The sequence below is a fragment of the Vibrio sp. T11.5 genome (assembly GCF_027587155.1).
GTDB lineage: Bacteria > Pseudomonadota > Gammaproteobacteria > Enterobacterales > Vibrionaceae > Vibrio > Vibrio neptunius.
Map to the genome: position 1 here is coordinate 112,581 of NZ_JAPPTP010000013.1, position 23,495 is coordinate 136,075.

At 41.3% G+C, this 23,495-nt stretch carries 26 protein-coding genes; 7 read left to right on the top strand and 19 right to left on the bottom strand.

Translation table 11 applies throughout. The features are described 5' to 3' along the window. Positions 1–59 precede the first annotated feature (59 nt). Positions 60–2,924: an aminomethyl-transferring glycine dehydrogenase gene (gene gcvP / locus OH455_RS14435; RefSeq protein ID WP_269981888.1), complete on the top strand. Its 2,865-nt coding sequence runs from the start codon at positions 60–62 to the stop codon at positions 2,922–2,924. A 264-nt stretch (positions 2,925–3,188) separates the two neighbouring features. On the opposite strand, the gene OH455_RS14440 is transcribed toward gcvP, so the two are convergent. Beyond that, positions 3,189–3,479, bottom strand: coding sequence for a hypothetical protein (locus OH455_RS14440; RefSeq protein ID WP_269981889.1), 291 nt, complete (start codon positions 3,477–3,479; stop codon positions 3,189–3,191). Positions 3,480–4,033: 554 nt separating this feature from the next. Further along, a complete protein-coding gene (locus tag OH455_RS14445) occupies positions 4,034–4,924 on the bottom strand; it encodes a LysR family transcriptional regulator (RefSeq protein ID WP_269981890.1) in 891 nt (296 codons plus the stop codon). A gap of 238 nt (positions 4,925–5,162) precedes the next feature. Here OH455_RS14445 and OH455_RS14450 point away from each other — a divergent pair, with 238 nt between their 5' ends. Beyond that, positions 5,163–6,236, top strand: coding sequence for an acyltransferase family protein (locus tag OH455_RS14450; RefSeq protein WP_269981891.1), 1,074 nt, complete (start codon positions 5,163–5,165; stop codon positions 6,234–6,236). Positions 6,237–6,640: 404 nt separating this feature from the next. On the opposite strand, the gene OH455_RS14455 is transcribed toward OH455_RS14450, so the two are convergent. The 12 genes from OH455_RS14455 to OH455_RS14510 all read right to left on the bottom strand — a co-directional run bounded on the left by OH455_RS14455 (position 6,641) and on the right by OH455_RS14510 (position 14,640). Beyond that, positions 6,641–8,119, bottom strand: a complete 1,479-nt coding sequence (locus OH455_RS14455) for an ATP-binding cassette domain-containing protein (protein ID WP_269981892.1) — start codon at positions 8,117–8,119, stop codon at positions 6,641–6,643. A 3-nt stretch (positions 8,120–8,122) separates the two neighbouring features. After that, positions 8,123–8,548, bottom strand: a complete 426-nt coding sequence (locus OH455_RS14460; RefSeq protein ID WP_269981893.1) for a hypothetical protein — start codon at positions 8,546–8,548, stop codon at positions 8,123–8,125. Next, the gene (locus OH455_RS14465) at positions 8,548–8,682 is read right to left on the bottom strand and encodes a hypothetical protein (RefSeq protein WP_269981894.1); all 135 of its coding nucleotides are present in this window, start codon (positions 8,680–8,682) and stop codon (positions 8,548–8,550) included. Before OH455_RS14465 ends, OH455_RS14460 begins: the two co-directional genes overlap by 1 nt. A gap of 505 nt (positions 8,683–9,187) precedes the next feature. After that, the gene (locus OH455_RS14470; RefSeq protein WP_269981895.1) at positions 9,188–9,712 is read right to left on the bottom strand and encodes a DinB family protein; all 525 of its coding nucleotides are present in this window, start codon (positions 9,710–9,712) and stop codon (positions 9,188–9,190) included. A gap of 119 nt (positions 9,713–9,831) precedes the next feature. After that, positions 9,832–10,146 (bottom strand): type II toxin-antitoxin system RelE/ParE family toxin, encoded by a 315-nt coding sequence (locus OH455_RS14475; RefSeq protein WP_045974122.1) that lies wholly within the window; start codon positions 10,144–10,146, stop codon positions 9,832–9,834. Further along, complete coding sequence (locus OH455_RS14480; RefSeq protein WP_045974123.1) at positions 10,134–10,391, bottom strand: type II toxin-antitoxin system Phd/YefM family antitoxin; 258 nt, start codon at positions 10,389–10,391, stop codon at positions 10,134–10,136. Before OH455_RS14480 ends, OH455_RS14475 begins: the two co-directional genes overlap by 13 nt. Positions 10,392–10,695: 304 nt before the next feature. Then, positions 10,696–11,253, bottom strand: coding sequence for a nucleotidyltransferase family protein (locus OH455_RS14485; RefSeq protein ID WP_269981896.1), 558 nt, complete (start codon positions 11,251–11,253; stop codon positions 10,696–10,698). A gap of 138 nt (positions 11,254–11,391) precedes the next feature. After that, the gene (locus tag OH455_RS14490) at positions 11,392–11,805 is read right to left on the bottom strand and encodes a GFA family protein (protein WP_269981897.1); all 414 of its coding nucleotides are present in this window, start codon (positions 11,803–11,805) and stop codon (positions 11,392–11,394) included. A 204-nt stretch (positions 11,806–12,009) separates the two neighbouring features. Then, complete coding sequence (locus OH455_RS14495) at positions 12,010–12,957, bottom strand: hypothetical protein (protein ID WP_269981898.1); 948 nt, start codon at positions 12,955–12,957, stop codon at positions 12,010–12,012. Positions 12,958–13,115: 158 nt separating this feature from the next. Next, positions 13,116–13,730, bottom strand: coding sequence for a hypothetical protein (locus OH455_RS14500; protein WP_269981899.1), 615 nt, complete (start codon positions 13,728–13,730; stop codon positions 13,116–13,118). Between the two features lie 381 nt (positions 13,731–14,111). Further along, on the bottom strand, positions 14,112–14,399 hold the full coding sequence (locus OH455_RS14505) for a type II toxin-antitoxin system RelE family toxin (protein ID WP_045974128.1): 288 nt from the start codon (positions 14,397–14,399) through the stop codon (positions 14,112–14,114). Then, on the bottom strand, positions 14,389–14,640 hold the full coding sequence (locus tag OH455_RS14510; protein WP_045974129.1) for a type II toxin-antitoxin system Phd/YefM family antitoxin: 252 nt from the start codon (positions 14,638–14,640) through the stop codon (positions 14,389–14,391). Before OH455_RS14510 ends, OH455_RS14505 begins: the two co-directional genes overlap by 11 nt. Positions 14,641–15,055: 415 nt before the next feature. On the opposite strand from OH455_RS14510, the gene OH455_RS14515 reads away from it, so the two are divergent. Together OH455_RS14515 and OH455_RS14520 are read left to right on the top strand one after the other, a co-directional pair. Continuing rightward, positions 15,056–15,298, top strand: a complete 243-nt coding sequence (locus tag OH455_RS14515; RefSeq protein ID WP_206372263.1) for a type II toxin-antitoxin system Phd/YefM family antitoxin — start codon at positions 15,056–15,058, stop codon at positions 15,296–15,298. A gap of 6 nt (positions 15,299–15,304) precedes the next feature. Next, complete coding sequence (locus OH455_RS14520) at positions 15,305–15,601, top strand: type II toxin-antitoxin system RelE/ParE family toxin (RefSeq protein WP_225495305.1); 297 nt, start codon at positions 15,305–15,307, stop codon at positions 15,599–15,601. 787 nt (positions 15,602–16,388) lie between these two features. Here the strand turns inward: OH455_RS14520 and OH455_RS14525 are convergent. After that, positions 16,389–16,883, bottom strand: a complete 495-nt coding sequence (locus OH455_RS14525) for a hypothetical protein (protein ID WP_269981900.1) — start codon at positions 16,881–16,883, stop codon at positions 16,389–16,391. Positions 16,884–17,608: 725 nt separating this feature from the next. On the opposite strand from OH455_RS14525, the gene OH455_RS14530 reads away from it, so the two are divergent. Both OH455_RS14530 and OH455_RS14535 read left to right on the top strand, forming a co-directional pair. Continuing rightward, positions 17,609–18,046 (top strand): BspA family leucine-rich repeat surface protein, encoded by a 438-nt coding sequence (locus tag OH455_RS14530; protein WP_219348743.1) that lies wholly within the window; start codon positions 17,609–17,611, stop codon positions 18,044–18,046. 38 nt (positions 18,047–18,084) lie between these two features. Then, on the top strand, positions 18,085–19,200 hold the full coding sequence (locus OH455_RS14535) for a BspA family leucine-rich repeat surface protein (protein ID WP_219348742.1): 1,116 nt from the start codon (positions 18,085–18,087) through the stop codon (positions 19,198–19,200). 242 nt (positions 19,201–19,442) lie between these two features. On the opposite strand, the gene OH455_RS14540 is transcribed toward OH455_RS14535, so the two are convergent. The 4 genes from OH455_RS14540 to OH455_RS14555 all read right to left on the bottom strand — a co-directional run bounded on the left by OH455_RS14540 (position 19,443) and on the right by OH455_RS14555 (position 22,407). Beyond that, on the bottom strand, positions 19,443–20,129 hold the full coding sequence (locus tag OH455_RS14540; RefSeq protein ID WP_269981901.1) for an HAD family hydrolase: 687 nt from the start codon (positions 20,127–20,129) through the stop codon (positions 19,443–19,445). Between the two features lie 47 nt (positions 20,130–20,176). Continuing rightward, the gene (locus OH455_RS14545) at positions 20,177–20,626 is read right to left on the bottom strand and encodes a hypothetical protein (protein WP_269981902.1); all 450 of its coding nucleotides are present in this window, start codon (positions 20,624–20,626) and stop codon (positions 20,177–20,179) included. Positions 20,627–20,707: 81 nt separating this feature from the next. Beyond that, the gene (locus OH455_RS14550) at positions 20,708–21,334 is read right to left on the bottom strand and encodes a LysE family translocator (RefSeq protein WP_269981903.1); all 627 of its coding nucleotides are present in this window, start codon (positions 21,332–21,334) and stop codon (positions 20,708–20,710) included. A 662-nt stretch (positions 21,335–21,996) separates the two neighbouring features. Beyond that, on the bottom strand, positions 21,997–22,407 hold the full coding sequence (locus OH455_RS14555; RefSeq protein WP_269981904.1) for a hypothetical protein: 411 nt from the start codon (positions 22,405–22,407) through the stop codon (positions 21,997–21,999). A 628-nt stretch (positions 22,408–23,035) separates the two neighbouring features. Here OH455_RS14555 and OH455_RS14560 point away from each other — a divergent pair. Continuing rightward, positions 23,036–23,374, top strand: coding sequence for a hypothetical protein (locus OH455_RS14560; protein ID WP_269981905.1), 339 nt, complete (start codon positions 23,036–23,038; stop codon positions 23,372–23,374). Positions 23,375–23,495: the final 121 nt, after the last annotated feature.

Sequence of the window (23,495 nt, forward strand, 5' to 3'; positions counted from 1 at the left end):
TAATTATTTATATCAGTAATGATATCCGATACCCGGAATGACGGAGTAGGTAAAGGACAATGACTGAATTACTTCAAAGCCTCAGTACACAAAATGAGTTCGTTGCTCGCCACAACGGACCAAACAAATCTGACCAACAAAAAATGTTGGATGCGATCAATGCTGTCAGTCTTGACGCACTGATCGACGAGACCGTACCAGCTCAAATTCGCCTAGAACAGCCAATGACAATGGCTGAAGCATTAAGCGAAGCAGACATGCTGGCTGCAATGCGTCAATTCGCAGATCAAAACCAAATTAAACGTACATTCATCGGTCAGGGTTACTACAATACCTTTACGCCAAACGTGATTCTACGTAACGTATTGGAAAACCCAGGCTGGTATACCGCTTATACTCCTTACCAACCAGAAATTTCTCAAGGTCGTTTAGAAGCATTGCTGAACTACCAACAAATGGTAATGGACTTGACGGCAATGGATATCGCTAACGCGTCTCTGCTCGATGAAGCAACAGCAGCTGGCGAAGCGATGACCCTATGTAAGCGTGCAGGCAAGAGCAAAAGTAACGTATTCTTCGTTGCCGACGATGTTCACCCACAAACGCTAGAAGTGGTCAAGACTCGTGCTAAATACATCGGCTTTGACGTACAAATCGGTTCGCTTGAATCACTTCCGGAGCAAGACGTATTCGGTGCGCTGGTGCAGTACCCAGGTACGACGGGTGAAGTTCGTGACCTAACAGACATCATCGCCAAAGCGCAAGCCAACAAAACATTGGTGGCTGTCGCCACTGACCTACTTGCATGTGCACTGTTGAAACCAGCTGGCGAAATGGGCGCAGATGTTGTCATCGGTTCCGCTCAACGTTTCGGCGTGCCTATGGGGTACGGCGGTCCACACGCCGCCTTCATGGCAACACGTGACAAGCACAAACGTACCATGCCTGGTCGTGTCATCGGTGTGTCTATTGATACAAAAGGCAACCAAGCGCTGCGTATGGCAATGCAGACTCGTGAGCAGCATATCCGCCGCGAGAAAGCGACTTCAAATATCTGTACAGCTCAAGCACTGCTGGCAAACATGGCCTCATTCTATGCGGTTTATCACGGCGCAGAAGGTCTACGTACCATTGCTCGTCGTACTCACCACATGACCGCTATGCTTGCAGCAGGTCTGACTAAGTCAGGCTACGAGCTCGCACACAATAGCTTCTTCGATACCATTACGATCAACACGGCTGGTAAGACAGAAGAGCTGTACGCGAAAGCACAAGCGGCAGACATCAACCTGCGTAAGCTAGACGGCAAGCTAGGTATCAGTTGCGACGAAACGACAACGACTGACGATGTGGAAGCACTATTTGCTATATTTGGCGTAAAAGAAGCAATCAATGCACTGTCTTCTGAAATCGCAGCCAACGAGTTCGCGGCTATCCCTGAAGCACTGCGTCGTACTTCAGAGTACCTAACTCACCCAGTATTCAATACGCACCACAGCGAAACGCAGATGATGCGTTACCTCAAGCAGCTAGAGAACAAAGACTTCTCATTGACGCACGGTATGATTCCACTGGGCAGCTGTACCATGAAGCTGAATGCGGCGGCTGAAATGATCCCGGTGACTTGGCCTGAATTCGGCTCAATTCACCCATTCGCTCCCATCGAGCAAGCAGCAGGCTACTCAGCTCTAGCGAAAGACTTGAAAGAGAAGCTGTGTGAAATCACAGGCTACGACGATTTCTCCCTACAACCAAACTCGGGGGCATCTGGTGAGTACGCTGGTCTTATCGCGATTCAACGCTACCATGACAGCCGCGGTGAAGGTCACCGTAACGTTTGTTTGATCCCAAGCTCAGCACACGGTACTAACCCTGCAACAGCTTCTATGGTGTCAATGAAAGTCGTCGTGGTGAAGTGTGATGACGACGGTAACATCGATATCGACGATCTCGCGGCAAAAATTGAGAAGCACAAAGACAACCTGTCTAGCATTATGATCACTTACCCTTCTACGCACGGTGTGTATGAAGAGCAAGTGAAAGAAGTGTGTGAAATGGTTCATGCTGCTGGCGGTCAGGTTTACCTAGACGGTGCCAACATGAACGCTCAGGTTGGCTTGACGTCTCCAGGCTTTATTGGCTCTGACGTTTCTCACCTTAACTTGCATAAGACCTTCTGTATCCCGCACGGTGGTGGTGGTCCGGGTATGGGGCCTATCGGTGTGAAATCGCACCTAGCACCATTCCTTCCTGGCCACATCGAAAACGGCGTGGAAGGCGAAGACTTTGCTGTCTCTGCAGCAGATCTCGGTAGCGCGTCAATTCTGCCTATCTCTTGGGCTTATATCGCCATGATGGGTGAAGCTGGACTGACTGATGCGACCAAGGTTGCGATTCTAAACGCGAACTACATGATGGAGCGTCTACGCCCTCACTACCCTGTTCTTTACCGTGGTACAAATGGCCGCGTAGCACACGAATGCATTATTGATATTCGCCCGCTGAAAGAAGACACAGGCATCAGTGAAGAAGATATCGCTAAGCGCCTGATGGACTACGGATTCCACGCACCTACTATGTCGTTCCCTGTTGCCGGCACGCTTATGGTTGAGCCAACAGAGTCTGAAGATCTGGAAGAGATCGACCGTTTCTGTGAGGCAATGATCGCGATTCGTGAAGAGATGGCGAAAGTGAAGAAGGGTGAATGGCCACTAGAGAATAACCCTCTGGTTAACGCACCGCATACTCAAGTTGATCTGTCGGCTGAAGAATGGGATCGCCCATACTCGCGTGAACTTGGCTGTTTCCCATCACCTGCCACTAAGTCTTGGAAGTACTGGCCAACAGTAAACCGCGTAGACAACGTATACGGTGACCGTAACCTAATCTGTTCTTGCCCTAGCATCGAGAACTACCAAGACTAATTAGGTTGTTGATCACAGATAACCAAGTTGGAAACCAACTTCAGTAAAAAAAGGCGAACCGTTTGGTTCGCCTTTGCTTTAAGGACCATATGCTTTGCGACGGCGAGCCGACCTTGCAACTCACGTCTGTCTAGTGTGGTGGCCACTAAAGTTCAGTATTTTGACGATTTGCGTTTCTGTGCAAACGAAAAAGCGCTAATTACTAGCGACCCGTTTTTGGGGAGAGTTGCATTGTGAATCACCTTTAAATTTATGGTTCGGTGTTTACCCTATTGGTTTGCATGTTCCTAAGAATGTGCTTTCATACTTATAAGATTCAATGATACCTTGCTCATCCGTAATAAAGACGTACGTACAACTGTCGCTGAAAATTCTATATTCAGCTTCAATCACACCACCCTCTTTAGACCTCATTTGGTTGGGTTCGCCCCACTGTTCTACAAGTTCATCTATATGATGCCCCGTCCAACTTTCACCAAAGTGGCTTTCACTTACGAGCAGAGAGCAACCACTTAAGAGAAGTGCTGAAACTAAAATCAATAACCTGATTTTCATAACCATTTCCTAATCATTCATATGGGAGTGAGGTTAACAACTAAAAGATTCACTGAAAAGATAAAGCTCAACTGGCGATGAGAACACCTAACATTCTTAATAACTGGCAATCTCGTTTTTCGGTCTGTTCAATTTACCATCAACCTATCATAAGTGACTAAAAATTAATGTAAATGTATCAAGCTATACATTCTTTCATCATATAAAAACAAGGGAGCGTGTAATCACTTGTTAACCTTTCTGGCTCTGCGGTTCAGACAGTATCTAAAGCAGTGCATCTCGGCTCAGATTTGCTCTCCGTGCACCACCAGATCAATCGGCTGTGCACACAAAGAGTAAATTCAGGACACACACTCGTAGTTCTAAAGTGAAGAATGGCCACTAGAGAATAACTCTCTGGGCATTACACCGCATACTCAGTTGATTGGCTGTAGTCACTAAACCTCGGAAGTACTGGCCAGCAGCATACTACCAAGACTAATTAGGTTGTTGATCACAGTTAACAAAGTTGGAAACTAACTGGAATAGCAAAAGGCGAAACTTTTGGTTTAGCGTCATAGAACATCATAGAGTTTATTTCTCAACCATTGATTGGCTGAGTTATGGTCATCACGCTTATGCCACATCATGACGTGTTGGAAAGGCTTGGAGGAAAATGGTAATGGCAGAATTTGTAAGTTAAACAACGAAGCGTATTTTTGGGCCATCAGTCGGCTTACAGGAGCAACGGCGTCACTCTCTGATACTAAACATAAGATTGAAAGAATAGATGCGGTTTCACAGTCAACGTCTTTTGGCAGAAAACGTTCATCAGAAAAATAATTCATTTCGAGTAAATCTATTCGCCTCTTTTGCATAAAAATTATTTTTTCAGCATTGAACTGCGCTTGAGTGATTGTCTTTTGGATGTTGGGGTGATCGTTACGACATACGACAACCACTTCATCATCGATATAGGATTGATAAGAAAAGGACGGATTACTGCGCAAACCGATATCAATGGCTAAATCGGCTTTATGTAAGTTTAACTGAGATAACAACTCATCTTCTGTATTGGGCGTCATATGGAGATTAATTTTGCAATTACCCATTGTCGGGTCGAGCTCAATTTTGTTTCTTATCGTATGCATAATTATCTCATTGACATAAACCGTAAACGTGTGATGATTTTGGACATCGAAATCCGCGACATTGCCTAGCGCACCTTCGACTACCGTTAGCGCTGGTTCTATCTCGTTCGCTAGTTTAATTGCAGCATGTGTTGGGCTAATTCCGCGCCCTTCTCGTACAAAAAGAGTGCCCCCTAGCTGAGATTGCAACCGCTTTAATGCTCCACTCACCCCAGGTTGCGTCAAACCTAATGATTCCGACGCTAATGTGATGGATCGAAGCCGATACACCTCTAAAAAAACCACCAGCAAATTCAAATCTAAATTTGGTTTCACTCTTGAGCCTATACATAACCACTAGTAATGTCTTGCATAAAGCATACTTTATATATCCTGACATTTCATTGCCTTACACTGTCAACATCAAAGACATTTTGAAATTATGAAAGCTATTTTCACGGTGTAAATAATAAACAACGCCTGACTATGGCAAGCTTTTTCTATTACCAACTTAATAAAAATGCCACGTGGTAGTTTTCGTTGGTAGTACTTTGTTAGAAAGATTGGAGTCTCAATGAATAATTCGATGCAAGTTAAACGTTACGACTATCTGGATAATATCAAGTGGGTGTTGGCAATATTGGTGATTGTGCATCACAGTGCATCCACGGCAGGCCTAGACCCCATTGGTTACAATTTACCCCAAGTCGATGAAATTATGCAGCATCAGTATAATATTCTAGGTAAATTTAATAAGATTAATCAGTCGTTTTTTATGTCACTGTTTTTCTTTATCTCAGCCTATTTCGTGCTCCCCTCTTTTGAGCGCAAAGGAGCCGGTAGGTTTCTGTTAGATAAGTTCAAGCGGCTCAGTCTCCCAACTCTAATGACCTTATTTGTGATCTTTCCAATCCTATCCTTCGAGTATGCCATATCAAATGTTAAAGACTTTTTCCTTACCGCGAATATTGGATTAGGCGTCACGTGGTTCTGTTGGACTTTGATTGTGTTTAGCGCGGTATTCGCATTGTTCCAAGTTGTCAGGGCTGGGAATCAGAATATTTACGTTGATAAACCTTTTCCGACGCTTTGGACGATCTTGCTGTTTGCCGTTATGATAATTCCGGTCAATTTCTTTGGCTTATATCTTATGGAAGCACTAGGTAAGAATTTCTTAGGTTTTCACTCTCTCAAATATTTCCCCATGTATATCAGCATGTTTTACTTTGGTATCCAAGCTTACAGATACCAATGGCTTGACAAGCTGGAGTTGAAGCACGCCTTCTCTGGGATCCTGATGTGGATTGTAGCGGGAGCATTCATCTCTCCCATAGCTTCAGACTATGGCCTGAATGATGAGATGGTAACTCGTGGATTTACCGTGATTGGAATGTCGATGTTTCTGCTGTATAGCTTCAAAATGCTTTTCAATAACAAGGGGAAATGGAGTTCAATACTTACCCGAACTGCTTTTGCTGCTTACGTGGTGCAGAATGTTCCTATGAGTTTTGCCGCAGACTTTTATCGGCCCTTTATGACCCAGATCCCTTTAATCAACTTTGTGGTCATTGCGATCCCATCGGTGATCGGCTCTTTTTTGATTGGCTATCTTATTTGCAAAACACCCGTACTAAAACGTATTTTCTAATTAAGCCTAAATATGTGTCTTTGTCATGCCGGCGACGAAGACACATGAGTAAATTCAGGACACACCCATCATTTTCTTGGTTCATATATGGGTCGTAATATGGAATGATAAGAAAGGTGGAGCTCCCCCTCGACTACTTGAGTCATTAACTGAAGGATTCTTTATACCAAAGGGTGCCCCAATTAAAGAATTACTTCACCCAGCAGAGCAGATTTCCGCAGCATCGATTAGGACATCAGATAAAGTTACTTTGCCTTTTGCTGGCGGCACCGCAGAGACAAGTGGTAAAAGGCTAGGAAATGCTAAGCCTATAGTGCCTGATTAAATTACTTGTCGCTAGCACAGAATGGGGCATTACCTCATTACGTTAGTAACCAGAATGCATTGATTCACAGAGCTCCAAGTTAATCTAGAACGATGACTTTATCGAAATGGTCTAAGTAAGAGCTATCGTGTGTCACGGCAACCATCTTAGACTTAGGGTCTAATAAGCTAAAAATCATCTTCCACAAAGCCCGGCTTGTTTGACTATCTAAGCCAGTTGTTGGCTCATCTAACAGTAACAGTTCAGGTGCTTGAATATAGGCTCTAAGAAAACAGAGCCTACGCTTTTCCCCCCCACTAAGGTTCTGACCATTACCTTGTAAAATAGTATCTAGTGTTAATCTAGGTGAGAGCCCTACTTTATCTAGCTGTTTCGTTAACCAATCATGTTTTACATCTTTTCCAAGCGTGAGGTTGTCATAGACACTTCCTGAGAAAACAAAATTATTTTGCTCTAGGTAATTAGAAGATAGAGGAGTCACTGGTTCTGATGTCAACAAGCCAGAAAGAGTATCGAGTAAAATTGTTTTCCCTTGGCCACTTTTACCTATAACAGCAATGGTGTTTACATCAGGCTTCGCTAACTCTTGAAGAACACTCTCCAACAATTTACTAAGTTCCACTATTTCATCTTTGTTATCTAGAATCAGTTTTAATGCTGAAAAATCTTCACGACTTTGATCCATTAATCGATATACATCTAACAGGCCAGTAAAAGCTCTAGTTAAACTAGCAGAGAGAAGCAACGCAGTGACAAGTTCCCCAGCATCAGAGCGTTGTTCTGGAAACAAGTGAAATATAAATAATGCGATAATTGAAAGCGAAATTAAACTCTGTGTAGCTATAGCGACACCATCAAAAACACTCCGACTGACAGCAAGTGAGACCGTTGCTTGTCTATAATTTTCAAAAAATGGAGCTAAGCGTTTCTCAAAAAAACCTTCGACACGATTAGACTGAATCGTACGTATACCAGCAAATACACCAACAATTTGGTCTAATATTTCATCTTCTGCACCGTTTACTCTACCAATATAAGGGCGTCTTAGCCTAATAATTAGAGTCTTAATCATTGTGGAAATGGCTAGGATAAATATCACAAGAGTAAAGGTTATCCATCCACTAAAAAAAACAATAGCGCAACACAAAACAAACAATTCAATGACTAAGGGCAAGCCTCGCGAGACACTTAGGTTGATGAACTGTTCATAAGACCCAATACCTCTTTCAAATTTACTAGCTAGTGAACCTATCTCTAAGCGTTTGAAATGACTGAAGGGTTTACGCATCAACTGACTAAACATTGATCGTGATTTAGTTTCGACGTTAAGTTGTATCTCTTGTTCAAAAAAGTACGTAAAAAAAGGAGATATACAAATAGTCACTAGCGTAGATAGCAACAAATAGATTAACAAAGTCTCCATGCTTTCCAGTGATACGGTCTGAGAGACAACATTGATTATTTGCCCGATTAAATAAGAAGGCAAAGCCAAGTTAATCTTAAGAAGAAGCAAAGTAGAAAAGAGTAAAAAATACTTTAGGCAGGTAGCTACATGCATTACTTATCCCCCCAGTGGCACGACCCATTTCCCCTTGTCTATAATATTGAAGCGCTCCAACCCGGGAATGTACGTAGACGTGAGCCATATGTTGCTCTGACTAAATGCAGTATGAACAAGTAAATCATACCCTTTCGCTTTAACTGAGCTTAACAGACAATTGTAATGCACCTTAAAACCCATAGAGTCTTCTTGCAGGCTTGATAAATCTATAAATGGCAACCTATCCAACTCCGACAAATCTATAATTTGGCATAGCTTATCGTGTTTGTTTAGAAACTCGGTTGCCTTGAGATCAATATCAAGCTCAACTTCATCATAGTTCTCTATGTTCTGTACAAGCTCAGACAACGCTCTCTCTATCGAGTGGAACTCTGAATACGAAACACCTGACGAGCGAAAAGCCATAGGACTAGTTGAAGAAGGCATTACACACGCGCAAAAGTAGGACAATCACGTTCTTTACTATTGATACCCATAGCCTCTTCTGATGATTCAAGATCAAGACTTGGACCCGTAGAGGGATCGTTTGGACCATTAATTTCTGAACGTCTTTTACCCATAATTCCATCCTTAAATGTAAAGTAGTTTGGTCGTTAATGAGCTCCACTTAAATCAAGTACAGCCACGTAAAATCTATATTCAAATCTATGATTTTTTTAAGTAATTTATATATAAATTCATTTTCACAGAAATGAATTTATAAATAGAAATGGACCTATCTATGTAGTGAGAGTCATCTCAACTCAAAAGAACATCCTACATAATACAGAGATAAATTATGCACGAACCACAAGTTCAGCTTTTCTAATTTGGAGATCAGAGTGTAGGGATTACATTCCGGATGAATTCAGGACACACACCCATCATTAGTGGCGAAGGCTCTTTGGCAATAGAATAATATCTGCGCCTAACGCATACCTATGGGTTGGGAAAATAATTGGGCGTTCTGCCCGTGCCTTACTAACAGGCGATAAAGTGATCACACCCAACCTGAACATTGTGCCATAAAATCAGTTATGAACTCGCCATATGTCAGGAGTCCCTGTTTAGTAATTTTTTATGCTTTTACTTTCGAATGAGACCGAGTAGATCAGTACAATACGAATTGTCACCACTTTGACTAATTAGGGTTGTCACTTGACCTCGATGATGAGTTTGGTGATTAAAAAAGTGCAGTAACACCGATGCGAAGGGTTCTGAAAACCCCTTACCTGAAGAGTTTTGATAAACCACATTAGAATCAAATTCAGTATCACTAATGGAACTTACCCAGTCAGCAATTACAACATCTAATTTACCACGACTTGTACGCAATTCATCTAGAGTTTCGAAGCAATGCGTACTAATAGAAGTTGGATGAGGAAACTCATTCAGACTTTCATTCAAGTCATAGGAACTCTGAACATTGGTAAATCGATGTAACCACATCAAGTCGCAAGTAAAAATATGACTCATCGTTTTGAAAGCTGAGCCCCAAAACGCGCCTTTTTCCTCGTAAATATCAAGGTCAACTCCCTCATCCAAATACGAGAGTAATGACTCATTCATCCATTGGTTGTACTCAGACATTAGAATAAATTGCTGTTTCATCTGTGTTGTTCCTAATTCAACATAATGCCATGCTGCCCTGCTGTTACGAATCTCCTCATCATTTAAATCTAATTGGGACAGACACCATAACAACCCCAATAAGAGATCCTCAATATGTGTTAGCCGCTCATTCCCAGCTTGCTCAATAGGAACTTACGCAAGTCTCTCTCAGAACGCCTAACAAACAGAATAACTACTTTGTCGCCGTCTTGTTTATAGAAAATACGGCACGGACTAACTACAACTTCACGATAACTTAGATGTTCTAGTTCAAGCGGAATGCGACCCGATTCAGGGGAAGCCTCTAAGCGCTCGACTTTAGAAAAGATCGCTTGAACCAATTCTTTTGCAGCTGCGATATTTTCAAGTGCGATGTATTCAGCGATATCATTGAGGTCAGATAGCGCTGGCTCAGTCCAGATTATTTCAGCCATTTTGACATTTTGTCCTTGGCTTCATCGTGACTCACCACTTTACCGTCAGCTAATGCACGTTCACCTCGTGCAATCCCCTCAAGAATCGCCAAACGATTTTGCATAAACTCGTAATCATCAACATCAACCAGATATGCCGATGGCTTACCATGTTCGGTAATTAACACTGGTTCTTTAGTTTCGTGGAGATCGGCAAGGATTTTTGTTGCTTGGCGCTTGAGTGATGTAACGAGTTCTACTTTCATGAGAGCTGCTCTAAAGGAATACTAAAGTGATACTATTCTATCACTTTGAGTATAGCAATCTCCATGACGGCTAACATTCTTGATAATAGGCAGCCTCGTTTTCTCTCTACCTGCTTTCTAGTAGATAACTTTGTTGTTCGAAAAGCATTGGCTGATCACGCAGCCAATAGGAATTATTGCCTATTGACAGGCAGAAGGCTCATATGTGTCATAAGCGTGATTAGGAGTAGTGTTCCATCAATATCTAGCATTACATGATGTTTCATTTTATTCCTTTTAAACTTATAACATTTTTATTAGTTGGCTATTCCCAAGGCTTCACGGTAATGTCAGGCCAACGCTTACGATAGCCATCAACCATTTGGTTGTAGCTTTCGCGCGTCATGGCAATGGGATTTGGCTTTACCCGTTTATTGAATGCATCAGTTAGCCCATAAGGCGAGTAAATACGCATTGTACCGTTTGAATTTAACCTAAATCCGATCGCAAATGCAGATAACCAAGAATCAATGCCATGCTCTACTTTTGTATATGCAGATATAGTTTGGCCAAACCTATGAGGGTACCATTCATGAACACGTGCTTGGTTTACCACATCAATTGGGATTTTATGGTTCACGACACTGTTAATTCGGCTGCTGTAGCTTTCTTCATTAGATGTACTAGCGATATCGAAGTAAATAATATCGAAGTCCTTAACATTCTTGAGTGGACTTTCACCTGATAGTGAGTTCCAAATCAATTGTGTGACTGAACCTCCAGCAATATAGTAATCAGGTAATCCAACCTCAATGCATGCTTGTGCAGTTTCCATTAGCTCAGGAGTATTTCTAATTAACTTTTCTAGTTGACGTTCTAACATGTTCCCCCAGTTAACTAACGCCCTGTAGGGGTAAGCAACGCAATACAAAAGCCGCCGCATACCACCTTAATCACTTAAATCAACGCATAGTGAAAATGCCACGCGCACCAAGTCCTTCTTTAACGCTTTATTAGCTGTTTACCCTTCAGCTTCAAAATGAGCAAACACTTCAGCACCAGTCATATTCTGAGTTTCGTTTTTGAAATCATAATATTCGGGCTTCTCATCAACAAATATTTGATGAGTAAACTGAAAATGGTCTTCGCCTTGAAGCAAGCCAACTGGCAGGTGGTACTGATTTGCAGGCTTAAGGTAATAAAACAAATGTGTTCCACACTTATTGCAAAACCCTCTGTCTGCCCACTCTGAGGATGCGTATCTTGTGATACTTTCTTCACCTGTTATTTGTACTGAATCAGCACAATCGATGGCTAGCATTGGACCACCGCCCCAATTGCGACATATGCTACAGTGACATGCCGCCACCTCATTACTAGCATATTCAACTTCTAGTGCGACTGAGCCACATACACATTTAGCATGACCTTTCATAAATCCTCCAACAATTTATAGGTAGACACGTTTTAACAGCTAACACCGCGTTCTTACGAATCCCTTCATAATTTCTCTATCGATACATTCAGGACACACACCAATAGTCACAACGAAGCTAAACCATACCACCGTTAACACGAAACCCAACCTTGAACTGAAAATGCCAAGCATTGGGAATCACTTTTGAATTCTTTGTTATACTCACATCACACTTATTGTTGCGAACACTGCTATCAAAAACAGAGAAACGATTACATAAGCTACGATTAGCATAATCGATATTGCTGTAAACGGCTTTTTATCGATTTCGACAAATCTAAGCATAGTGTTTTTCACAATATCTATTCGCTGCGTAAGTTTCAGAAGAGCATATGACAATATATGCATCCACAACCAAACCGAAGTGAGCAAGCTAGAGTAGAATGCTACCCCCTCAGGAAATGCATATACTACCTCAGAGTCCCATCCGCCTTTGATGTGATAATTCCCAGGAGCAATTTCAATCAGCATATCAGAAGTTAAGTCATTTAATGTTTGCATTGCTATAGGTAACTGGTCTAAATACAACCAAGTTGAAAGTGAGTCACCAATTGAGAGCCATTTAGGGTTCACAATAAAATACTTAGCCGATGTAATACCAAAATAGAAGATCAATGCTGAAATAATTAGGTCTATGATTAAGACTAAGATTAGCTCAACTAGACTTTTTGTTTTTAACTTTCTAAAAATAAGCCTAGTCGCCGACAAGGAAGCAAAATCTATAGCAATTAGAGAAAGTACTATTGGAAGAGCACTACTAAATATCACTTTTTTAAAGTTAGCTTCGTTTACCCATGCAGAATATCCTGGGAACAAAAAGTAACAAATTATTGCAATGAAAGTTACCCAACATATAGTGAGTAAGGCTGACTTAAAAAAAGCTTGAAAAGAGATTAACCTAAAACCAAAAAAATTATCAGAAATATGAGAGAAAGTAATCAACGCATGCAAAGCTACTGGTGAGCTTTTTAAGCTTTTAACGATGTTTTTCAGTTTATTCTTAAACTCATCATTCACACCACTTTCGGCCAAGTGCGTAACATAGTATGCCATAACTATGATGCTACCAAGTCCCAAAAATAGCATCTTCGAAAAATCAAATACTGACAAACGTCCTCCTTTAACAATGTTTGATTAGGCGAATGAGTATACCGCCGTGTTAAGTAGTGAGCAACGCCACCACTTAACCTAACCTATTGTATAGTAAACACTAAAACTGATTGACACCCAAAATGCTAAGCGTTGGGAATCTGTCTTCAAACGCCTTGTTATACGCAAACCCGATTGCACGCTTCAATCTCGATACTCTTTAATTTGGAGCATTTTTCTGTGCCATTCAGAGAAACTAGAAGTGGGCAGTTATAGAGATCCAGTAGCTCCAACTTAGATAGGTGCTGTATTCCATCAAGGTTTTCTAGCTTTCTAGAAGTAAGGTACAACTGTTCTAAGTTTCCCATGCCACTTAGGGACTCTAGATTCTGATTTGGGTAATTTTGGATATTTAACTTCTTGAGAGTATTGAGCGTAAGCACTGAACTTAGACCTTGGGACCAAGTAGCTTTAAAAACCTTCAAATCGGAAAAACGCGAAAAATCTATTTTTTGTTGGCTTTTGCACTGAAGTCCTAAAACTTCCAACTGCGGTAAAAATTCAATAGTCTCCAACCCAGTTGCATTCCAAACGTATATCTCCAAACTTTTCAGAAAGGTAAGCTGTGATATAAATGAAATGTTTCGGTCTTTGAAGCCGAAGGAGTCACTCAAACGAAGCGCTCTAATTTCATTGGAAAGCATATATTCCAAGACATAGTCTGACCAAGAGTCTTTCAAGATTAAGACCTTACCTATCCCATTGTCATCGTCACGTATTTCGAATTTGTCCATTTTTCGCCTTTGTGTTTAACGCCGCGTTAATGGGCAGACAACGCTACCACAAAACTTTACCTATTGTGGCATAAACACTAATACTAAACCGTGAGCCAAAACTGCCAAGCGTTGGAAATCTAATTGGGACAGACACCTTAACACTATGACAAGTCATCGAAACTAATTGGGACAGACACCTTAACACCATGACAAGTCATAGGCAGCGGCGAAGTCGCAACAAGAGATCCTCAATATGTGTTTGTCGTAAGCAATGCTTAATGACCGAAATGGCAAAGCGAAGTAGATAACTTTGTTGTTTGAAGAGCATTGGCTGCTCACGCAGCTATTAGGATGTTATTGCCTATTGACAGGCAGAAGGCCATATGAGTTTTGCTGCTGTTACGAGGACCTCGTTGCTAGCTTTTTGTACACTGCATCTTTGTCTCTTTTACCAATAGCCAACACATACACCACGATTTCATCGTCGATCACTTCGTAGGCTAAACGATAACCCGCAGTACGTAGCTTGATCTTGTAAACTGAGTCATAGCCGCGAAGTTTAGATGCGGGAACATGCGGATTTTCGAGACGTTCTTTAAGCTTCTTTTTAAACTGACTTTGAATTGGTGGAGCTAACTTGCTCCACTCTTTCTTCGCGGCAGGTAGAAATTTAAGCTTATAAGTCATCGATATTTACTTCAACCGCTTCAGATAACTCACCGCGACGACTTTCAACAAGTTTAGCCAGCTCGTAATCATCGAGCATATCCATCAGAAACTCATAAGTTTCCGCAGGAACAAGATAAGCTGCTGGCTTATTGTGGTTCAGAATAGCAATAGCAGAACCATCAGCTTCATTTAGCAAAGCAGTAGGATTTTTCTTTAACTCAGAAATACTTGCTGAATAATCAGCTAAAACCTGTCTCATAACAACACCAATTCAGCACTTAAATGAGTGCTAATTTTAGACCTTATTTTCAGTCTTGGCCAGAAGTTTCTGATTGTAGATATAACATTTTTAATAACAGGAAGCCTCGTTTTTCTCTCTATCTAGCTTACCACCAACCTATCATATGTTACTAAAAATTAACGTAAATTTACCAAGCTATACATTCTGTCATTATATAAATACGATCGTGACTAAATTTAAATTCAGGACACACACCAATAGTCTTCTGAACTTACTAAGCACGCCGGACTTCGTACCACAAATGCCGAATGTCATGCATCACTTTGATCATTTGGCATGGATAAAAAGCACTCAAATCGCACGATTTAATTAAATTGACCACTTCGTGCGACTAGCTATAATCTTACTGTAATGCCAAACTTGGAGATTGAGCATGCAAACACTAACAGCAAATGATGCTAAACGTAACTTTGGTGAGCTGCTTCTAAGCGCTCAACGTGAGCCAGTAAAGATTAGCAAAAACAGTAAAGATGCCGTGGTGGTAATGTCTATCAAAGACTATGAAGAACTAGAGGCAATGAAAGCTGATTACCTTAAACATTGTTTCGAGTCAGCTAAACAAGACTTAGCACAAGGCAATGTAGTTGATGGTGAAGACTTCCTAAACGCCTTGTAACCCACTATGCAAAAGAATAAGTACAAGCTAAGTAAATTGGCTCAGGCTCATTTACGAAAAATTAAAAGCTATACCATCAACAACTTTTCTGAAATGCAGTGGAACAACTATAAAGATACATTGTTAACTGGGTTTCAAATGCTTGCCGACAATCCAGCCGTAGGTCGCAGTTGCGATGAGATTTATCCAAGCGGTTTTTATTTTCCGGTAGGCAAACACACAGCTTACTTTACAAAGGAAGACGGCTTTATTTTGGTTGTGGCTGTACTGGGTCAATCGCAACTCCCACAAAACCACTTGTAGCTAAGACATCACTCTAAATAAAAATTCGGGAGATGATCTTGATTGGTAAACTAACGCCAAATTAAGTGGGTGAGCAACGCAGACCACCAAACTTAAACCATTGTGCCGTAAATACTAAATTCAAAGCCAACCGAAAATACCAAGCGCTGGGAATCTGCCTTAAACGCCTTGTATTGTTCGCCCTTTACAACAAAGGAAACCATGGGCTTAAATCCTTTAAGCGATGTCCTTTATAGTGTTTAGAGTTAGCGATTGCCTGATAAGAACTAGTTAAACTCACTGTGGCTGGAATAATGAGCAAACAGAGTAGCCACTGAACTGGATCCGCAAAGCCTAGTACCATTGCCAATAAATTAGCAGAGCACAATACCAAAACGACCCAATTCCATCTGATCATTGCTCTCTTAAATCTGCAGTATCCTGCCCAATCATAAACAACCCAGTCATTTGAGAACTCTCCACATTGAGAACACTTTTGGCTAAGAGGAATTGATTCAGATTTTGCATTGCAGTTTGGGCAACGTCCTTTCATTACTACATGTACCTTTTGGAGAGGGCTAACATCCTTAACAACAGGCAGTCTGGTTTTCCTATCTGCCCAACTCATTATCAAACCATCATAAGTGACTAAAAATTAATGTAAATACATATAACCATACACACCATCAATATATAAAAACGAGCGTGCGGGTTATCTTAGTAAGAAGAGTAAAAATTCTATTAATAATTTAGAGCAACCACCCTACCCCAAACCTCAGTGATTCTGTGCCTGCTCGTTGATAGCCAATCAACGTGAGGTGAGAGTTTGCTCTGCCTTAAGCGTTTTAACGATGCCATCTCGCTGACTATCGCTCAGCGGAAACCAACGGTTTTTCTGGATCTGCGGTTCAGACAGTACCTCAAGCAGCGCATCTGGGCTCAGTTTCGCCTTCCCGTGCGCCACCAGCTCAATTGGCTGTGCGCACAAAGACTGCAAACGACAAATACATTGGTCGACGTCTTGGGTAAAACACAAGTTATAGGCATTTTGGTTCTGCATCTTGATTAAACAGAGATCGGAAGTATCGCGAGATGGGGAGCAGTGCTCAGTAAAGCGATTGAGCTGCGCTTGTCTAATAATCGCTTCGAGCCAGCTATATTTAGACGTTTGTTTAGGATCGGGCCCATTGAGCAGCGTCGATAAATCACGCATATGGGAGCGAATCGATTCAGGCTCGGTGTGAATACGGTAACAAATAGAATTGAGGACTTTTAGAACGTGATCGTCTGTGAGCTTTGGCATGGTAACCTCCAACAGGAAAACATTTCCATCACCACACAGAGACCCCATAACAAAGGGTGGTGAACTGAACAAGGTTAGCACTACCGGAACATTCGCAACGGCCAGCCGAAGCTGCCTCGCCCAGCCCACCGTAATACCGAATCGAATTGCGCAATAACTAAGCAATTCGGGTTTCGACGGATGCGCCGAAGCACACATAGCGAAAGCCAACAGTTCAGTTAGCTACTATGCGTAGAATGTTCAACAGGGTGCTAATCCTGGCACTGGATTTTGCCAGTGCTTTTGCAGGATATCGCTGGGGTTCAGAAGAGTCAACGCTTTAAGCGAGTAGGCCGATTAACTGGTCAAAAATCAGGTTCTTATAGAGGAGTGTATTAACAATGTGTCGAGTAAAGGATGGGGTTTAGACAAGGCCGTCACAGAAAACGGTTGCTATTGTTTGAAATTCAATTCAGGACACTCACCAAAAGATTGGTGTGTGTCCTCGAATTCTGGGTTAATAAGTGTTCGATTAAATGTAAACTTTTAGAAAGTCAATATAGCTTGTCATTAATATATTAAATTTAATCATCCATAAATGATTTAAATAACATTAAATCACACCCTATGCGTGACATTGATATCATTATTATATTTGGCATGCATCAAGATAAAAAATAGCGTTAACTTTGATTAGTTAAGTAAATATAATATTAAAACTAATCATAATAAATAATATATTAATCATGAAAATAGCGTCTGTTATTTTAGCCTGCATGGCTTTGGGTAGTACAGCCAGTTTTGCCGAAGAAAATCATACCATTCGTTGTGATGCTAACCCTCCCGGTAGTGTAGTGATTATCGATGAGCGCTTATATGTGGTGGTCGATAATGCGCTATTGCGCCAACAAGATTACTGGCAAAACTTTATCAACGGCAAGATAGAGCTGTGTACAAGTCATGTCACTGATATGAGCGATTTATTTGCTCAATCACCCTATTTTAATTACGACATCAGTCAATGGGACACGCGCCGCGTGACCAATATGGATCGTATGTTTAAAGGGGCAACGCGCTTTAAGCAAGATTTATCCAATTGGTCGGTGGAAAAGGTCACTCGCCATAAAGACTTCGCCCTGCAAAGTGGCCTACCTAATTATTACCTGCCGCTATTTTCGCACTAATTTCTCTTAATAATGTCGATTCAACCTAGGAAATAACCATGAAAAAGAATCTTCTGTCACTGCTTGTTGGGGCGGCGGCGCTCGTCAGCCAGCAGGCTTATGCCATCGATATTTCAGTCAAATGCCCAGATCAGCCCGTCAATTCCGTAATACTCGAAAACGGCAAGGTGTATGTGGTGGTCGACAACACTTTGATTAAAAACCCAATTATGCTCGATAACCTAGAGCAAGGCCATATTGGCTTTTGTACCACTCAGGTCACTAATATGTCTCATGTGTTCTATAAAAGAGCCACCTTTAATGCCGATATCAGCGATTGGGATACCTCTAATGTGACTAATATGATTCGGATGTTTCAGGGTGCGAAAGCTTTTGATCAAGATATCGGTGATTGGGATACCTCTAATGTGACTACTATGATTGGGATGTTTGTGAAGGCTGAAGCTTTTAATCAAGATATCGGGCACTGGGATACCTCTAATGTGACTGCTATGGATTATATGTTTGTGGAGGCTGAAGCTTTTAATCAAGATATCGGGCACTGGGATACCTCGAATGTGACTACTATGGACGGGATGTTTAAAGGTGCGAAAGCTTTTAATCAAGATATCGGGCACTGGGATACCTCTAATGTGACAGATATGGGTTCTATGTTTCAGGGTGCGAAAGCTTTTGATCAAGATATCGGGCACTGGGATACCTCTAATGTGACTGATATGGGTTTTATGTTTACTGAGGCTTACGCTTTTAACCAAGATATAGGTCGCTGGGATACCTCGAATGTGAGGAATATGGATTCTATGTTTTGGAAGGCTAAAGCTTTTAACCAAGATATAGGGCACTGGGATACCTCGAATGTGACTAATATGGAATATATGTTTCATGGTGCGGAAGCTTTTAACCAAGATATCGGTGATTGGGATACCTCTAATGTGACTAATATGAAATATATGTTTTGGGAGGCTAAAGCCTTTAACCAAGATATAGGAAACTGGGATACCTCGAATGTGACTAATATGTCTTCGATGTTTAGGAATGCTGAAGCTTTTAACCAAGATATTAGCAATTGGAATGTTAGCCAAGTCACTTGGTATATCGGTTTTGCTAAAGACAGCTTATTGACTGAGGAGCAGCTGCCTATATTTGCCCAGTAGCGGTTGATCTATAGATTTACGGCTTATCTCTATGCAGTGGCCAACTAAAATTGGCCGCTGCAAGATTCCAATATCGCGACACATGGAGATTGTAATCTAATTGGGACAGACACCTTAACAATCCCAATAAGAGATCCTCAATATGTGTTTGTCGCAAGCAATGCGCAATGACCGACATGACAAGCGAAGTAGATAACTTTGTTGTTCGAAGAGCATTGGCTGCTCGGGCAGCCGTTAGGATGTTATTGCCTATTGACAGGCAGAAGGCTCATATGTGTTAGGCGCATTAGTTGTTCCTGAATATTCGCATGATTAACCACGTGACTTGCTCTACTTTCTGCGTTTTTAAGCTCTGAAATCAGCATTGTAGAAATACCTGCTAATTGAGCTCCACGAATATCGGCAATTTCACTATCCCCAACCATAATGCTATTTTTCGCCAAACTTCCTACACTTTCTAATGCAATTTCAAAAGCCTGACGGCTAGGTTTCCTAAAACCAATTTCTGAAGACCAAATTATGCTATCGAAATATTTAGCTAGTCCTCGGTTCATTAAGTCACGTTGAAACACTTCTGTACTACCCGTTACATTAGACAGTAATATGAGTTTTGTTCCCTGGTTATGAAGGGCTTCAAGTAGCGGGATTGAATATTGATAAAGACGACCGCTATCTACAAAGTGATTCAAATGTTTTAAACCAATCGATTGGTCAAATTCTAGTTTGTACTCATTAAATGCCTTTTGCCATACATCAATCCAATTTGGTTGCACCTCTTGTTCGGGTACATACAGGTCTTGAATACTTTGCTCTATCAAGTCACCAATTTGATCAGCATACTGCGATTTAAGAACAGCTTTCAACGAGCCTGAAAGGCTACCCATTTCACACAAGGTATTTCCGTAATCAAAAATCACTGTATCGTACATCTGAACCTCTTCGCCTAAGGCCGCTGTAATTGGCGGCTTTGTTAGGGCTAGTCACTACTTGAACCCACAAATATCCAGCGCTGACCTTTTGAATGGATGTCATACGCAAAATCCCAAAACACTGGATAAGCAGGATGGCCATTTTTAAAATCAAACTTTACAACTATTTCCGCATCTTCGATGCCGGTACTCGAAAATACCTTGCCCATTAATTCGGATATTTCAGACTTTTTAGATTCAAGCTCTAAGGAGCCTAAACCTGTATAGCCTTTATACAAAACCATGTCCATTATTTCAGACATGGCCTCATTCGGTGTAGAAGGAACTACCCCTGAAACCTCGCAGACTTTTGAAATTAACCTTTTGAGAGTACCAGTTAAACCCAGCTCTGGATCGGCAGGACCATAAAGATTGAACCACACTTCGTAGTTATTTCCATAAAGGAGATGCTCAATTCTTTTGAACTCTTCCAGTCTTGTATCTCGCACGATTTTCATAGAATCCTAGCGCTTGTTATAAACCAACGCATAGTAAAAATGCCACGGGTTGAAGGTCTAGTTGAATTGATTGTTATGCCACTAGCGGTCGCTGATTGCGACTTTACTTGCCAGTCCGATAAGCAAAACTCCTGAAACACCCTCAAGCGTTCGAGAGTAACGCTGAGAATTCGGGCGACTGAAGACCCAACTACCCACTGATGCATAGAGAACATTACACATGGTCGCCAATACACTAAATAACAAACCAAACGCCAACAACTGCATTGAAGTCGAACCTGTTGATGCGTCAATAAATTGAGGTAGGAATGAGAGGAAGAACAGCGCTACTTTAGGATTCAAAACGCTAACGATAACACCCTGCACAAAAACATTTTTTTCGTTTACAACGGTTTCGCTTATCACTATTTTGCTATCCCCGCGCCACATAGAGAGTAACGATTGAATACCCAAGTAAACTAGATATGCTGCACCTAGCCATTTTACTACGCTAAAAGCGACCGCAGAACTCAGGATGATCGCAGAGAGTCCTAATGACGCTGCCAATGTATGAATAAAGTAGCCACCACCAAGCCCCATTGCCGCCTTAAACCCGGTTTTCAGCTTACCTCTCATTGTGTTAGAAACAATATAGATAACGTCTGGACCCGGAATCATATTGATAGCCAGACAGGCAACGATAAATAGTAGTAACGAGTTAAAGTCCATTTCCTTTCCTCCAGATTAAATTCAGTGGCATAACATTCTTAATAACAGGCCGTCTGGTTTTTCTCTCTGCCTAACTTGCCATTAACCTATCATAAGTGACTAAAAATTAATGTAAATACAGCAAAATATACACCCTAACAATATATAAGAACGAGCGTGCATGTTGTTACTTTTTAACCATGCGCGTTATCTTGGCAATAATTGAATCTAATTGGGATAGACCCTTAACACCTTAAAGCCTAACACCTTGTTAACGCGTGAAAAACTAGTGTGCCATACTATTGAGCGAAGCGAAAATAGCACGCGTCTTGGTCGCTGTAGAACAATTTGTTATAGCTACAACTCTACGAACTTCGCCATTCAGATAAAGCCTCAGTGACGTTAAAGTTAGTTCTGAAGTTAGCTACTTTCCTCAGTGTAAAATACTCCGGTTTCGCACGGATACTACTAGCAAGTTGAGCGATATATGATTTTCCCGTTAATTTATAACTTGATGCTTCCGAATGAGTTAATTGAATCTCTATTGTAAACATGCCGACAGTTCCACATACCACCGACAAATACATATCGTTTGTGTGTTGGAAAAGAAGCCATGACATGTGTTCTTCATCTAAAACTACCACCCATCCTCCAGTAGCTATAACAGTTTGTTAGTAGCAATTTCATGCACGAGCGCCTTGATAACGTAACCCCATTGAAAACGCTTGCTCCTCAGTAATAATTTCTTTCTTCTTTAGCAACCCAATGATCGAGCTAGGCTTTCTTGCTACCTCTTGAGCTATGACATCTATGGATGTATTCGCCTGATGTTGATTTATAACGTACTCGACGGTTTCATCTGTCCAAGGTAAACCATAATTCTTCGGTAAACCTTTGGAAATATTCTCTTGCTGCTTTTCTTCGAGGGATTTTTTCTGCTTTTTCTGTGTTGGTTTATTGCGAAGCACATAAAATAGCGCACGAATAATATCTGGATGATTATAAGGTGAGTCTTCTGGAAAATACTCACCCGTGTTCGGATCGATACCATTAGCTAAAGCATCAATAATTGAATATGCCTTTTCTTGGTCCATATTTATATCCTCAAATGTTGAAAGCTAAAAATCACTACTAGCGCCTTGCTCTTACGAATCCCCTCATAATTTCTATATAAAACAATGAGTAGACGCGCATCGCTCATTCTGAACTAATGAATTTCGCCAAAAACACACCTGAGTAAATGGATTTAATAGGGAGCCCTAACGATGCGCACATTCAAATTCTACAGCAAACTATTGAGAATCAATGCCCTGAAATTCACAAAAAACGACTTAGATCTCTGATACTTGCAACCAAAGCGGTTCTTCAAAATCTAATTGGGACAGACACCTTAACACTCCTGAACAATCCCAATAAGAGATCCTCAATATGTGTTTGTCGTAAGCAATGCGTAATGACCGACATGACAAAGCGAAGTAGATAACTTTGTTGTTCGAAGAGCATTGGCTGCTCGGGCAGCCAACAGGATGTTATTGCCTATTGACAGAAAAAATCATACATGTTAAGCGACTTACTCTCTGCTCAAATAGCAGTCAATGCCTGTAGGGTAGCTTAATTTGCGACCAATCAGTTTCATATATATAACTTTATGACATTCGCCTATTGAAAAAGGCGTAGTTCCCCCCAAAATCAACGCAAGACCCATAATAAAAAGGAATCGAAATGACTCTCTCGTACTCTTTTTCCTTCTATCCGACAGATGAAGGCTTCAGCTCTAACGACGTCACAAAGACTTTGCAACTTGCTCTTGAACTAGCGAGCCTTGTTGGTGAGTCAAACCTAAAAACTCACAACCAAATCATTGAAGGCGCTGTGCAACAGCTCTTTGAAGCATATGAAACAAGCCAAAATCGAAAACCTTACCTTGAGGGTAAGGAAATTAAAGCACTCGACTCAGCAAAAAAATATGCTAACGATATTAAGTCTCAGTCGATTAGCCCTGGTCAGGTTGTGTCTTTGATCGATGAAATTGATAAAGTTTCACCTGTAAAACATTTCTAACTGCTATCAGCGTGGGAGCCACATGCTCTCACGCCCCAGTCTCGCATAGACATAATGACCCCCACGAGGTGCTAGCCTCCAATTTCGTGGGTTAGCTTAAAGCCAGAGCCATACTTAGTGC

Excerpts from the sequence above, each read along its gene's own strand:
- OH455_RS14515 (WP_206372263.1), top strand. The coding sequence starts at position 15,056 with ATGCAAACACTAACAGCAAATGATGCTAAACGTAACTTTGGTGAGCTG.
- OH455_RS14560 (WP_269981905.1), top strand. The coding sequence starts at position 23,036 with ATGACTCTCTCGTACTCTTTTTCCTTCTATCCGACAGATGAAGGCTTC.
- OH455_RS14505 (WP_045974128.1), bottom strand. The coding sequence starts at position 14,399 with ATGACTTATAAGCTTAAATTTCTACCTGCCGCGAAGAAAGAGTGGAGC.
- OH455_RS14455 (WP_269981892.1), bottom strand. The coding sequence starts at position 8,119 with ATGCATGTAGCTACCTGCCTAAAGTATTTTTTACTCTTTTCTACTTTG.
- OH455_RS14475 (WP_045974122.1), bottom strand. The coding sequence starts at position 10,146 with ATGGCTGAAATAATCTGGACTGAGCCAGCGCTATCTGACCTCAATGAT.
- OH455_RS14545 (WP_269981902.1), bottom strand. The coding sequence starts at position 20,626 with ATGAAAATCGTGCGAGATACAAGACTGGAAGAGTTCAAAAGAATTGAG.
- OH455_RS14510 (WP_045974129.1), bottom strand. The coding sequence starts at position 14,640 with ATGAGACAGGTTTTAGCTGATTATTCAGCAAGTATTTCTGAGTTAAAG.
- OH455_RS14555 (WP_269981904.1), bottom strand. The coding sequence starts at position 22,407 with ATGGACCAAGAAAAGGCATATTCAATTATTGATGCTTTAGCTAATGGT.
- OH455_RS14550 (WP_269981903.1), bottom strand. The coding sequence starts at position 21,334 with ATGGACTTTAACTCGTTACTACTATTTATCGTTGCCTGTCTGGCTATC.
- OH455_RS14480 (WP_045974123.1), bottom strand. The coding sequence starts at position 10,391 with ATGAAAGTAGAACTCGTTACATCACTCAAGCGCCAAGCAACAAAAATC.
- gcvP (WP_269981888.1), top strand. The coding sequence starts at position 60 with ATGACTGAATTACTTCAAAGCCTCAGTACACAAAATGAGTTCGTTGCT.
- OH455_RS14470 (WP_269981895.1), bottom strand. The coding sequence starts at position 9,712 with ATGAAACAGCAATTTATTCTAATGTCTGAGTACAACCAATGGATGAAT.
- OH455_RS14450 (WP_269981891.1), top strand. The coding sequence starts at position 5,163 with ATGAATAATTCGATGCAAGTTAAACGTTACGACTATCTGGATAATATC.
- OH455_RS14540 (WP_269981901.1), bottom strand. The coding sequence starts at position 20,129 with ATGTACGATACAGTGATTTTTGATTACGGAAATACCTTGTGTGAAATG.
- OH455_RS14535 (WP_219348742.1), top strand. The coding sequence starts at position 18,085 with ATGAAAAAGAATCTTCTGTCACTGCTTGTTGGGGCGGCGGCGCTCGTC.
- OH455_RS14440 (WP_269981889.1), bottom strand. The coding sequence starts at position 3,479 with ATGAAAATCAGGTTATTGATTTTAGTTTCAGCACTTCTCTTAAGTGGT.
- OH455_RS14530 (WP_219348743.1), top strand. The coding sequence starts at position 17,609 with ATGAAAATAGCGTCTGTTATTTTAGCCTGCATGGCTTTGGGTAGTACA.
- OH455_RS14500 (WP_269981899.1), bottom strand. The coding sequence starts at position 13,730 with ATGGACAAATTCGAAATACGTGACGATGACAATGGGATAGGTAAGGTC.
- OH455_RS14465 (WP_269981894.1), bottom strand. The coding sequence starts at position 8,682 with ATGGGTAAAAGACGTTCAGAAATTAATGGTCCAAACGATCCCTCTACG.
- OH455_RS14520 (WP_225495305.1), top strand. The coding sequence starts at position 15,305 with ATGCAAAAGAATAAGTACAAGCTAAGTAAATTGGCTCAGGCTCATTTA.
- OH455_RS14490 (WP_269981897.1), bottom strand. The coding sequence starts at position 11,805 with ATGAAAGGTCATGCTAAATGTGTATGTGGCTCAGTCGCACTAGAAGTT.
- OH455_RS14460 (WP_269981893.1), bottom strand. The coding sequence starts at position 8,548 with ATGCCTTCTTCAACTAGTCCTATGGCTTTTCGCTCGTCAGGTGTTTCG.
- OH455_RS14485 (WP_269981896.1), bottom strand. The coding sequence starts at position 11,253 with ATGTTAGAACGTCAACTAGAAAAGTTAATTAGAAATACTCCTGAGCTA.
- OH455_RS14525 (WP_269981900.1), bottom strand. The coding sequence starts at position 16,883 with ATGCCAAAGCTCACAGACGATCACGTTCTAAAAGTCCTCAATTCTATT.